An 11,761-nucleotide genomic window follows, 5' to 3' on the forward strand; every position below is an offset into this window, starting at 1 on the left:
ACCGCCTGATGCGATTCCTGTTCGTCGGGCCAGTGCTTTGCCTGCGGCTTCCTTCAGATTCCACCTCGCGGTGGACACCCTTGCCGTCCGGCTAGCGGTTCCCCTTGCCGGGCCCACAGGGGACTTGCACCCCCAAGTCATCCGGCCAGCACCACCTGTACCGGAACAGCGCCCGTCAAGGCGCTACGCGCCATGCCTGGCGCACCATGAAAAAGGCCTCCGGATAGGAGGCCTGTATCAACAGTGTAAACCCTGAGTTTACTCGAAGCTTCTGGGCGAAGGTTGTCTGGCTTCAGGAATGGTTTGTCGCCAGTGCTGTCATGGTCGCCCAGCAGTTTGCCGTCACTCTCGCGGATTTTTCCATACATGGAGTGTTTGTGGAAGGTTTTGCGCTTGATGATAGTGTGGTCGGTTTGTAAGGCAATTATTCATAGGCTATTGCTATAGCTAAGGCGTGGGAGGGCATTCACGGAGAATGACTCAGAACCAATGGCCTTGCTGAATGGCCATATAGGCGATCGTGCCCACGGCGATTGAGAGAAGGGCATTACGACGCCAGAGGTGAATCACAATGACCAGCAGGCTGGGGATCAGGGCATCCAGCCCGGGCACTGGCGCCTGCCAGTCTGCGGATCGCTGAATAAAGACCGTTGCCAGAAGGGCCATGACAGCGGCTGGAAGAAACCGCCCAAGGTGTTGGATCAGGGGGTGCTCTGTGTGCCGATGCAGGAATAGAAAAGGCACCACCCGGGTGGCAAACGTTGCCAGCGCAGAGACAGCGATAAATGCGGTAATGTACAGGCTCTCAGTCATGTGGGGCCTCCAGATCCAGGCTCTGGTTGCGGTGCCGGCGGTATTGCGCCAGCAACACCACTGTGACGATGGCGATGCCGGCAATCAGCTGACGGGTGTTAGGCACCAGTAGCATGGCAACGCCGGCAGCCAGGGCACCACACCACACCGGAAAGCTATCCCCCAGCGACTTGAGCTGCTCAATCGTCAGCACGATGAACAACGCCACCAGCGCAAACTCAATACCGGTGCTGTCAAACGCCACCCATTCGCCCAGTAGCCCGCCAAGGGTGCAGCCTGCCACCCAGTACAACTGGTTAAACAGGGTGATGCGGAAATCGAGCAGTTGTTCGCCTTTGCGGTCCGAACCTCGTGGACGGCTGGTGAGCAGGGAATAGGTTTCGTCGGTCAGGCCGAAAATCAGATAGGCTTTGCGCCAGCCCGCACCTTGAAACTGGCCTAGCAGCGACAGGCCATAGAACAGATGCCGGGCGTTTAGCACAAACATGGCCACGGCCACTTCCATTAGCCCTGCGTTGGCTGCCAGGAGGCTCACCGCCAGAATCTGGCCGGCACCGGCATAGATCACCACGCCCATGAGCGGAGCAATCCACCAGGCGTAGTCCAGTTGGGTGGCAAACAGGACCCCGAAGGCTGTGCCCAGGGGCAGGTAGCCGAACAGAATCGGTAATGTCAGGCGGAATGTGGTCTGATTCATTAGCTTACAAACATTGAGAAAGCCGGCGATGATAGGCGAACGGAGCGGGTTTTGAAAGACGGAGCCAGGCAGCATCGAAGGCCGTGAAGCCGGCGTAGACACAAAAGTGTCACAAAACAGGCATACCCTCCGGGGAAACCCTGCTTTATCGGAGTTTCAATGCTTGCCACTGTTCGTGCCCGTATCCTGTTTTTCGCTTTTCTGTCACTGGCTGCGGTAGCTGGCCTGGCCGCGATGGCCTGGGTGATTATCCTCAAGGCTGAAGATACTTCCGATAACCTTATCCGTAACACGTTGCAGGAATCCTGGATTCTCATTGATCTGGAACAGGATCACCGTCGGCTTCAGGATCTGGCCTACAAGGTTAAAGCACAATTGCTGCTCTGGGATGAAATTGAAGCCGAATACCATGAGATCGAGACTGCTTTGGCCAAACATTGGCAGCGAGTCGAAAGTACACCGAGCCTCATGGCTTGGGCCACTGATCATGAGGCCAGCTTCGAAGAAGTGCAGACCTTGATGGCCGACATGAAAGCCGGGATCGACCAGAAAAGCTATTACCGTGTCGGCCAGGTTGTCGATTTCCAGTTGTTCCCCGCTCTGGAACCCATGCTGGGTGCCATCAGCGAGCGCCAGAATAAAAGTCGGAACGAGGTCTCCGCCGGGGCTGATGACCTTCTCAAATTTCTGGATGATCAACAGTTTCTGCTGCTGGCCGGTTCCGGGACGTTCCTGGTTGTGGTCATTGTGATGACGCTGTGGTTACGTCGATCGGTCATTCTCCGACTCCAGGGCATCGAACGGGAGTTGACGGCCATGGAGCAGCAATCAGACCTGACCCTGACTCCAAGATTAAACGGTCGTGATGAAGTGGCCGGGGTGGCAGGCGCCCTGGAACGTCTGGTGTCACGGTTTGAAGGCTTTATCGGGGATATCCGGAACGCTGCAAGCGGTCTGGATGAGCGTTCCTCGGCCCTGGATGAGGGTGCTGAGGCCCTGCAACAGGCTTCTGACGCCACGCGTCGTCAAATTAGCGATGTCACCACCTCCATGGCCGCAATCTCTGAGCAGGCGTCACAGATTGAGCAGGCCACCGAGCAGTCGGCCAGCACCGTAAGTCAGGCGGTGTCGGCAAACAGTGAAGTGCGTGAAGGCCTCCAGCACAGCGAGACGGGAGCCAATCACACCATGGAAGTCATCGCCCGGGTGTCGTCCTCAATCCAGGCATTGAATGAATCCACCGGCAATATTGAGCAAGTGATCGGAGTGATTGCGGACATTGCCGAACAGACCAACCTTCTGGCCCTCAATGCGGCCATTGAAGCTGCAAGAGCGGGCGAGCATGGAAGAGGCTTCGCGGTGGTGGCGGATGAAGTACGGACCCTCTCCCAGCGCACGGCGGATTCGACCCGTAATATTCGCCAGTGGGTTGAGGACCTGGTTAGTGGCGTTGGTAATGTGGACCTACTGCTAACCGAAGTCCGGAGTGCCGGTGAACAGAACCGGGATAACCTTCTGACTCTCAAGAACCATCTGGAACAGCTCAATGGACAGTTCGATGAACTGGAGCAGCAAAGCGACAGTATCCGCGAGTCTGTGACCCTTCAACGCGATGAAATCGGTCGGGTAGGGCGCCGGGCCGATGCCCTGTCAGCCAGTGCCGAGACACTGACGGAAAATGTTCAGGGCACACGGATGATCAGTGATGCCCTGCGGCAGGAATCAGTCTCCATGCGCCAGTTGATGGCCAGCTTCCGTACACGGGCGTGCGAGTAGGTAGTCTCCGGGTCTTCTGATTGCCGACAAGAAACCGTAACATGGGCGCCATTGATGGAGGGTCCATGACTAACCAAACCGAAAACCAGCCGGAAGGTGATCCCCGGCAGGAAAAATTCGTTGTTGAGACGGAGTTGCTTTCTGACGACCTGCTCGAGGGCCTGGCTGAGGAATATTGCACCCGTTATCACGGGCTTAATGACACCGAATCCCCCTTGGCGGAGCGGGACAGGGTACTGGCCGCACTGCGCCGGGGCGACTTGGTTGTCTGGTTTGATCCGGTTGAAAATATCGCCAGTCTGGGACATCCATCGAAGGTATAAGTGAATCCCGGCTATTCGGGCCGACATTGAAAAGATACACTTGTTCTATTGTTATGCCTGAATGAGAGGTGAATGTTGATCAGGGTATTGGTTGTAGATGACCACGAGCTGGTGCGCTCCGGCATTACCCGCATGCTGGCGGACAACCCGGACATCGATGTTCTGGGCCAGGTTTCGTCCGGGGAAGATGCCGTGGAGTTCGTGCGTGGGCAGCGACCTGATATCGTGCTGATGGACATTCGCATGCCCGGCATTGGTGGTTTGGAAGCCACCCGGCGCATTCTCCGCTATGACGATTCCATTCGTGTGATTGCAGTGACCGCCTGTGCCGACGACCCATATCCTGCCCGGGTCATGCAGAGCGGGGCCCAGGGCTACATCACCAAAGGTGCCGGCATTGAAGAAATGGTGCGGGCCATTCGCAAAGCCCATTCGGGGCAGCGCTATATCAGTCCGGAAATTGCCCAGAAAATGGCGCTCAAGCAGATTGCCGGTGATCCAGACGACGAAGGAGAACTGTCCCTGTTTGAGCGACTCTCGGAACGGGAAATGCAGATTGCGCTGATGGTGGTTAATTGCCAGAAGGTTCAGGACATTTCAGACAAACTCTGCCTCAGCCCCAAGACGGTGAACACCTACCGCTACCGCATTTTTGAAAAACTTGAGATTTCCAGCGATGTTGAGCTGGCGCTGATGGCTGTAAGACTCGGATTGGTGGATGGCGACAAGGTCTGATCCCCCGGAGACTTCCTGGGAGTTTGACAGTAAAAGCTTCCTGAAACAGTTGACTGAACGTCCTGGCGTGTACCGCATGTACGACGCCGGCGGTAATGTGCTGTATGTGGGTAAGGCCCGGAACCTCAAAAAGCGGGTCAGCAGTTATTTCCGGAAAACTGGCCTGGCGCCGAAAACCGAGGCCTTGGTCGGCAAGATCCAGTCCATCGAAGTTACCATTACTGGCAGTGAAACCGAAGCGCTGCTACTTGAGCAGAATCTAATCAAGTCGCTGCGTCCGCCCTATAACATCCTGCTGCGGGACGACAAATCCTACCCCTATATTTACCTGTCCTCCCACAGCGATTACCCCTCGCTGACGTTCCGTCGCGGTCGCACGAAGAAGGGCGGCGGCACCTGGTTCGGACCTTTTCCCAGCTCTGGCGCGGTTAAGGAAAGTCTTAATATCCTGCAAAAAGTTTTCCGTATAAGAAACTGTAGTGAAAGCTATTTTCGGAATCGGACCCGACCTTGTTTGCAGTACCAGATCAATCGTTGCACGGCGCCCTGTGTGGAATTCATATCCCCGGAGGAATACCAGGAGGATGTCCGCCATGCCACGATGTTTCTGGAGGGCAAGAACCCCGCGATCATCCATGACCTGATGAGCGCCATGGAGCAGGCATCGAAAAACCTGGAATTCGAAAAGGCGGCCAGCTATCGGGATCAGATCAACCATCTCCGCCACGTCCAGGAGCAGCAGTCCGTTGAGGGTGAAGGAGGGGATGCCGATGTGGTGGCCATCGCTCAGGAAGCCGGGGTGGTTTGTATCGTGGCCATCATCGTCCGTGGCGGGCGGGTATTGGGTACCAAGGACTATTTCCCCAAGTTTTCCCTGGAGCAGTCGGAAGGCGAGCTGTTGGCCGCGTTCCTGGGGCAGTATTATTTTGGCGGTGACACCCGCCGGGAAATCCCCCGTGACATCCTGGTGCCCGTGGCTGTAGATGAGCAGGAACTGCTGTCCCAGGCCCTGTCCGAAGCCGCCGGCCGTGAAACACGGGTGCGAGGCAATGTTCGGGGTGAGCGCCGGCGCTGGCTGGAGCTGGCCATGACCAATGCCAGGCAGACCTTGCTGACACACCTGGCCAGCAAGGAAACCGTTTACCGTCGATTATTGGCACTGCGGGACCTCCTGGAGCTGGCTGAGACCCCGGCTAGGATGGAATGTTTCGACATCAGCCACAGCCAGGGCGAAAATACCGTCGCATCCTGCGTGGTTTTCGATGAGAATGGGCCGCTGAAGAGTGACTATCGGCTGTATAATATCGAGGGCGTCAAAGCCGGTGACGATTATGCAGCGATGCGGCAGGTACTGACCCGTCGGTATCGGCGTATGGTGAACGGTGAAGGCAAACGCCCCGACCTGGTGTTTATCGATGGTGGTAAGGGGCAACTGAACATTGCCCGGGAAGTCTTTGACGAGCTGGGTATTTCCGATATTCCACTGATTGGTGTCGCCAAGGGTGTGACTCGCCGGGCCGGCATGGAACAGCTGATCGATGCCATGACCGGCAGTGTCTTTCGGGTGCCGGCGGATTCACCGGCGTTGCATCTGATTCAACACATTCGTGACGAATCGCACCGGTTCGCGATTTCGGGCCACCGGGCGCGGCGGGACAAAAAACGACGGCAGTCCACACTGGAAGGCATTGAAGGTGTTGGCCCCAAACGCCGGCGGGAACTGATACGCTATTTTGGTGGTCTGCAGGGTATCCGCAAAGCCAGTGTTGAAGAAATGGCCAAGGTGCAGGGCATCAGCAAGGGCCTGGCAGAGACCATCTACGCCGCGCTGCACAATGAGTAACAGAACGTACCACCGAGTTGAACAACGGAATTCAAAATAGGAACGCCATGAACTTGCCCAATATTCTGACCATGTCCCGGATTGTGATGATCCCGGTGTTTGTGGTGGTTTTCTATCTGCCAATGAACTGGAGTTACATGGGGTGTGCCGCCATTTTTGCCCTGGCGGCGGTCACAGACTGGCTGGATGGCTATCTGGCTCGCAAGCTTGATCAGAGTACGCCGTTTGGCGCCTTCCTGGACCCGGTGGCTGACAAACTCATGGTGGCTGTTGCCCTGGCGGTATTGATTGAGGAACACGCAGCCGTGCTGCTAACCATCCCTGCGACGGTCATTATCGGTCGTGAAATTGTGATCTCAGCGCTGCGGGAATGGATGGCGGAGATCGGCAGCCGCGCCAGTGTGGCCGTGTCCTATATTGGCAAGATCAAAACTTCCGCCCAGATGGTAGCCATTGTGGGCTTGCTGGCATTCCCGCCGGGAGAAACCCTGGCTTATGTGGCTCTCGGCCTGCTCTATGTCGCGGCAGTGCTCACGCTGTGGTCGATGTTCCTTTACCTCAAGGCTGCCCGACACGACCTGTTTCCGAAGAAAGCGGATAGTTAATTTGCGTCTACTCCTTCCAGGCAGTCAAATGCCCACTGGGCTGTGTTGGCGGCAACCTCGGTGGTTCCCTGGCTGAAAGCAGTCATCAGGCTCGCTACTTCGGTGCCTTGCGCTGGCACCACCTGCTTTTCATCCAGCACGCATAATGTCTCCCGGGTTTGGTTCTGTAGTAACTCATAATAAACGTGTACAACAACCACCGTTCCCTGGTCGGTTTGTCGGGCGTGAAACCCCCGTAACTCCGGGAGCAGGGAAATGTCCGCGTTGGCAGCGCTGTTGGCCGCCAATACATTGTCAAAGCCGTTGCTCTCTCGCAGGCTCTGCACTAGCTGGTCATGAACCAGAACCGGCATGGTGTCCCGCCACCGGGTGCCTGGCAGGGCCTGGAATTCCCAGTTGCTTGGCTGTATCAGTACCAGAGTGCCGTCAAACGGCGCCGAGGCAAGCGGCAGATCAACCCGCATACTGACCGGCCGGGGGCTTTGATATGCTGCCTGCTGTGGCGTTATATCCCCAAGCCCGACAATGCGTGGTGGCTTTGATTCCGGCAATACCGTGCAGGCCGACATTAGCAACACTGAGCCGACCGTAATCAGCGGTTTTGGAAAGCGCATCATTCCCGGTACTCCTTCATGGTTTCTTCGCCCAGCAACGTGCCCCGCGTGTCCTGTTCCAGGCGCCGGGTGAAGGAATTGAGTGTGCGAAGGGTGTTTCTCAGTTCCCGCAGCGCCGGGCCAAGTTCGCCAACGCCCTGCAAGCCGGTATCCAGTGCTTTTTCATTGTCCGCTGTCAGCCTGTCAAGGCGTTCCAGTGTCGGTTGCAGTGAATTGACCGAGTCTGCCAGCCCGGCGATCACCGGTTCGAGTTTACCCAGAACCTCTCGGGCGTGGTTGGCCGCTCCGGATACCCGGCTTGCTGCATCCTCAGTGCGTGCTCCAGCGGCATTAAACTGCTCGAGCAGGGCAATCAGATCCTCCCGGCTTTGCAGCAGCGACTCGCTGGCCGCGCGGGTGTTTTCCAGAATCCGGGCAATGTTCTCGAGGTTATCTTCCGACAGCAGTTCATTGGCACTGCCCAACAACTGGTCTGCCTTGGTGAGCAGCGTTTCGCTGTTGGAGAGCAAACTTGTCAGGGTAGAGGGCTGGGCCTCAATCACGGGTGGGTTTTCTCGGCTACCGTTCAATACCGGGCTGTCTGGGGAACCACCGGTAAACTGCACGCTCATGCTGCCGGTGATGTTAGCCAGCACCAGTCCAGCCTTGGTGTTGGCCCGAATGGGGATGTTCTGGTCTACCCGCACCAGCACACGAACGTGGGCCGGATTCTCGGGAGCAAGGGTCAGGTCTTCCACCGTGCCGACATTGACACCGCTGTACAGTACGGCATTGCCCTCGGCCAGGCCTCCAACCGGATGATCGAAATTGATGCGGTAATACGCCCACTCGGTGTCGGTCTGGGATTTTTCCAGCCAGAGAGCAAATACGAGGGCCGCCGCCACGGCCACCAGCGTAAAGAAACCGATAACGACATGATGGGCTTTGGGTTCCATTAACCTGGCTCCTCATTGGTGTGCCTCTGGTGCGCGGCGGATGCTGCGCGACCTCGGGGCCCATGAAAGTATTGTTGAACCCATTGGTCCTGGGTTTCGGCCACGTTGTCCAGTGTGTCAGCAACCAGAACACGGCGTTGTGACAGCACAGCGACCCGATCGCAGGCGCTGTACAGGGTATCCAGGTCGTGGGTGACAAGAAACACCGTCAATCCCAGGGCATTTCTGAGCGTGACAATGAGCTCGTCAAAGCCCGCAGCGCCGATGGGGTCGAGCCCTGCGGTTGGTTCATCCAGAAACAGGATTTCCGGGTCCAGCGCCAGGGCCCGGGCCAGTGCGGCGCGCTTCACCATGCCCCCGGACAACTCTGAGGGGTATTTCTGTGCGGATTCAGCCGGCAGGCCCGTCAGGGCGAGCTTCATGCAAGCCAGTTCTTCTGCCTCCACCCGGGACAGCCCGGTATGTTCCATCAGGGGCAGGGCGATGTTCTGGGCCAGATTGAGCGAGGTAAACAAGGCGCCACCCTGAAACAATACGCCGAACCGCTGCTCAAATTGGGAACGCTGGCCAGGAGACATGGCGGTCAAATCCTTGCCGAACACCCGTATCTGGCCAGCGGACGGTGTTTGTAATCCAATGATGCTGCGCAAAAGCACGGATTTACCGGTGCCTGAGCCCCCTACAACGCCAAGAATTTCACCCTGGTAAAGATCCAGGTCCAGGTCCTTATGAACAGTCAGATCGCCAAAGCGGTTATCCAGGCCGCGCACCTGGATGATTGGTATTGGTTGTCTGGATGCCGGGGACCGATGATCTGCCATGATTCACCAACCCATTTCCATGAAGAAAAGCGCAGCAATGGAATCCAGCAGTATCACCATAAAAATAGACTGAACAACGCTGGATGTGGTGTGCTCCCCAACCGATTGGGCGCTCCCGGCTACCTTGAAACCCTCCAGGCAGCCAATGACGGCAATCAGGAACGCAAAGATAGGTGCCTTGCCCAGCCCGACCAGGAAATGTTGAAGTGTGATGTCCCGGTGCACAATGCTAAGGAACTGGGTAAGGGGAATATCCAGTGCCAATGAGCAGACCAGAGCCCCGCCAAACATGCCTGAGATGATGCCAACGAACGTAAGAATGGGCAGGCTGAGCATCATCGCCAGTACGCGGGGGATGACCAGCAATTCAATGGGGCTAAGGCCCAGTGTGCGAATGGCATCAATCTCCTCGTTGACTTTCATGGCGCCTATCTGGGCGGTGAAAGCGCTGGCGGTTCGTCCGGCGAGCAATATGGCGGCCAGCAGGACACCGAACTCCCGCAGGAACGAGAAGGCTACCAGGTTCACTGTGTAGATGGTGGCGCCAAAATTATCGAGCACGGTGGCCCCCAGGAAAGCCACCACGGCGCCCACCAGAAACGTCAGGAGCGCGACGATGGGGAGGGCGTTTAGGCCCGTATTGTGTACGGATGCGACGAATGAGGTGACGCGCCAGCGCTTTGGCCGAGGCAGAATGTGGAAAAGAGTCGCCAGGGTTTGCCCCATGAAGCCCGCCAGCAAAAGATGCTCACGGGCAATGTTGCTAACATTAACGCCAAGATTGCCAAGGAACTGCATAACTGTGTTCGAGTGGCGGGGCGATGTGGGCGGCATGTTCAGGGAAGATGCAACGGCATGCAACAGGGCTTTCTGCGCTTGAGGAGGTTGACTACGGTCCAGTATGTCCAGCAGACGGTCCGCCCCCATCAGTTTGACCATCAGCGAAGCGCCGGCGGTATCAAGTTGTCCGAGCGCACTAAAGTCGGCTTCGTACGCGGTGTTCCTGTTGTGTTGGGTCGCAACAGCGTGACTCAGTTCCGAGTAGTGACTCAGCGTCCAGTCACCATGGAATCGCAGGATAGCGCCATCCTGTTCAAAGGTGCCCGGTTTCCCGGTTTGCTGTCCAGTGCCTGAATGCGTGCTCACGAAACGACGCAAATCCTTTTACCGATCCTCGTTGGAAGAGCTTCTGGCCCACTCTGAATCACTCCGCAATCCGGAGGTGATCAGGAGTGAGCCAGAGGCTCCAGTGTATGTTGTAAGATTATATAAGTGGCCGGCCAGATTAAAGAACTTCTCTGGCTCGCGGAACCCCATCAATTGCCTGCTCGGGGATGCTATAGTATTAAAGCTGGTTATCGGGGAGGCTCTGAATGCCTCGATAATCAAGCACCTTTGGTGCGGTTGGCCAGATGCTGGGATATCCGCACAGGGAAGATGAGCATTGTGATAAGGAGAAGTTGTGATGATCGGTAAAAATCTGGTGGCCGGCAGCCTGCTGTTGTTGCCTATTGTTGCGTTTGCCCAGGACAGCAAGCCCTTCTCGGTTGGCCTTGCGTCGTTTGCCACGTCCGTGGATTACACGGTGGAATACCAGTACGGTCTGGAAGATGATGAAGAACAGACGTTCAGTGGACCGGCCATTTTTGGCACGGCTGCGGTGAATGATAATCTGGCGTTCCGTGTCCTGTATGGCTGGCAGGAACATACCGATGAATCCGATATTGAGCTGGAGACCATTGAGGGCACGGTCCTGGGTGGTATTGGTCTGGCCAGCGAAGGGTTCAAGGCTTATGGCTCTCTGGGGTTCTTCCGGGATGACCTCAAGTGGGACAATCAACCCGCCCGAGTTAATGGCGATACCTTTAAGGGCCTGGCGCTCGGAGCTGGTGCCGGCTATAGCTGGCCCTGGGTGTCGGTGGAGCTCTGGGTCTCCGTGCGGGACAACAGTGATTACGAGGATGCCTTGGACGATTATTATGCTGGTCAAGGGACGAGTATCCCATACGATGAGATCGAGTACCTGTCAGTGGTTACCGCCGGCATCGGAGCTTCGGTTCGCTTCTAACGGTGTGAGGTGTTTGTCGTTGTTCGAAAAATGCACAGAAGTGCTTAAAAAACAAAAACATGAAAAAAGTGTTGACGGCTGCAACGGAATCCGTACAATACGCAGCCGTTGATGAGGCAACGCCTCGCAGCAAAGAGCGGGAATAGCTCAGTTGGTAGAGCACAACCTTGCCAAGGTTGGGGTCGCGAGTTCGAATCTCGTTTCCCGCTCCAATTTCCAAGTCTCTCACGCCCCCTGAGAGCAAAAGCCAGTTCAAGGCTTACCCGGCGCGGTGGCAGAGTGGTTATGCAGCGGACTGCAACTCCGTGTACGCCGGTTCGATTCCGACCCGCGCCTCCAATTTTTCCCTTTTAAATCCAGTACTTTGCAGCGCCTCGCCTGTTAGCCGTTTTGATGGCGACAAAAAGGTGACACTCTCCTGCTGTTTTGCTCATTCTGGTTTCCTCACGCTACGTCCGCCTTTGTCTTTTAGATCCCCTAATCGTCACTACAGCAAAGCGCTATCCGACTAACGGTGCATTACCTACTAAT

At 56.6% G+C, this 11,761-nt stretch carries 12 protein-coding genes and 2 tRNA genes; 8 read left to right on the forward strand and 6 right to left on the reverse strand.

Annotation, left to right across the window (positions count from 1 at the left end; translation table 11 throughout):
* Window positions 1-480: 480 nt before the first annotated feature.
* Both BY454_RS11260 and BY454_RS11265 read right to left on the reverse strand, forming a co-directional pair.
* Window positions 481-813, reverse strand: a complete 333-nt coding sequence (locus BY454_RS11260) for a branched-chain amino acid transporter permease (protein ID WP_104416516.1) — start codon at window positions 811-813, stop codon at window positions 481-483.
* Window positions 806-1,510 (reverse strand): AzlC family ABC transporter permease, encoded by a 705-nt coding sequence (locus BY454_RS11265; protein ID WP_104416517.1) that lies wholly within the window; start codon window positions 1,508-1,510, stop codon window positions 806-808. Before BY454_RS11265 ends, BY454_RS11260 begins: the two co-directional genes overlap by 8 nt.
* A gap of 159 nt (window positions 1,511-1,669) precedes the next feature.
* Between BY454_RS11265 and BY454_RS11270 the strand changes: the two genes are divergently transcribed.
* The 5 genes from BY454_RS11270 (at window position 1,670) to pgsA (ending at window position 6,792) form a co-directional block, all read left to right on the forward strand.
* Window positions 1,670-3,286 (forward strand): methyl-accepting chemotaxis protein, encoded by a 1,617-nt coding sequence (locus tag BY454_RS11270; protein WP_104416518.1) that lies wholly within the window; start codon window positions 1,670-1,672, stop codon window positions 3,284-3,286.
* A gap of 65 nt (window positions 3,287-3,351) precedes the next feature.
* A complete protein-coding gene (locus BY454_RS11275) occupies window positions 3,352-3,609 on the forward strand; it encodes a hypothetical protein (RefSeq protein ID WP_104416574.1) in 258 nt (85 codons plus the stop codon).
* 75 nt (window positions 3,610-3,684) lie between these two features.
* Window positions 3,685-4,344 carry a UvrY/SirA/GacA family response regulator transcription factor gene (gene uvrY, locus BY454_RS11280; protein WP_104416575.1) on the forward strand — a complete coding sequence of 220 codons (660 nt, stop codon included), beginning with the start codon at window positions 3,685-3,687 and terminating at the stop codon, window positions 4,342-4,344.
* The gene (gene uvrC / locus BY454_RS11285) at window positions 4,328-6,187 is read left to right on the forward strand and encodes an excinuclease ABC subunit UvrC (protein ID WP_104416519.1); all 1,860 of its coding nucleotides are present in this window, start codon (window positions 4,328-4,330) and stop codon (window positions 6,185-6,187) included. Before uvrY ends, uvrC begins: the two co-directional genes overlap by 17 nt.
* Before the next feature lie 47 nt (window positions 6,188-6,234).
* On the forward strand, window positions 6,235-6,792 hold the full coding sequence (gene pgsA, locus BY454_RS11290) for a CDP-diacylglycerol--glycerol-3-phosphate 3-phosphatidyltransferase (RefSeq protein ID WP_104416520.1): 558 nt from the start codon (window positions 6,235-6,237) through the stop codon (window positions 6,790-6,792).
* Here the strand turns inward: pgsA and BY454_RS11295 are convergent.
* Genes BY454_RS11295 through BY454_RS11310 form a run of 4 tightly spaced genes read right to left on the reverse strand, consistent with a single transcriptional unit; the run spans window position 6,789 to window position 10,308 of the window.
* Window positions 6,789-7,409, reverse strand: a complete 621-nt coding sequence (locus tag BY454_RS11295) for an ABC-type transport auxiliary lipoprotein family protein (RefSeq protein WP_104416521.1) — start codon at window positions 7,407-7,409, stop codon at window positions 6,789-6,791. The two genes, pgsA and BY454_RS11295, sit on opposite strands and share 4 nt — an antisense overlap.
* A complete protein-coding gene (locus BY454_RS11300) occupies window positions 7,406-8,341 on the reverse strand; it encodes an MlaD family protein (protein ID WP_104416522.1) in 936 nt (311 codons plus the stop codon). The genes BY454_RS11295 and BY454_RS11300 overlap by 4 nt, the downstream gene beginning before the upstream one ends.
* Complete coding sequence (locus BY454_RS11305; RefSeq protein ID WP_104416523.1) at window positions 8,341-9,162, reverse strand: ABC transporter ATP-binding protein; 822 nt, start codon at window positions 9,160-9,162, stop codon at window positions 8,341-8,343. The genes BY454_RS11300 and BY454_RS11305 overlap by 1 nt, the downstream gene beginning before the upstream one ends.
* Window positions 9,163-9,165: 3 nt before the next feature.
* Complete coding sequence (locus BY454_RS11310; RefSeq protein ID WP_104416524.1) at window positions 9,166-10,308, reverse strand: MlaE family ABC transporter permease; 1,143 nt, start codon at window positions 10,306-10,308, stop codon at window positions 9,166-9,168.
* Between the two features lie 319 nt (window positions 10,309-10,627).
* On the opposite strand from BY454_RS11310, the gene BY454_RS11315 reads away from it, so the two are divergent.
* The 3 genes from BY454_RS11315 to BY454_RS11325 all read left to right on the forward strand — a co-directional run bounded on the left by BY454_RS11315 (window position 10,628) and on the right by BY454_RS11325 (window position 11,569).
* Window positions 10,628-11,230: a hypothetical protein gene (locus BY454_RS11315; RefSeq protein ID WP_104416525.1), complete on the forward strand. Its 603-nt coding sequence runs from the start codon at window positions 10,628-10,630 to the stop codon at window positions 11,228-11,230.
* Between the two features lie 136 nt (window positions 11,231-11,366).
* Window positions 11,367-11,442, forward strand: a tRNA-Gly gene (locus tag BY454_RS11320).
* 53 nt (window positions 11,443-11,495) lie between these two features.
* A tRNA-Cys gene (locus BY454_RS11325) sits at window positions 11,496-11,569 on the forward strand.
* The last annotated feature ends 192 nt before the right edge of the window (window positions 11,570-11,761 follow it).

Source organism: Marinobacter persicus (genome assembly GCF_002934325.1).
Classification (GTDB): domain Bacteria; phylum Pseudomonadota; class Gammaproteobacteria; order Pseudomonadales; family Oleiphilaceae; genus Marinobacter; species Marinobacter persicus_A.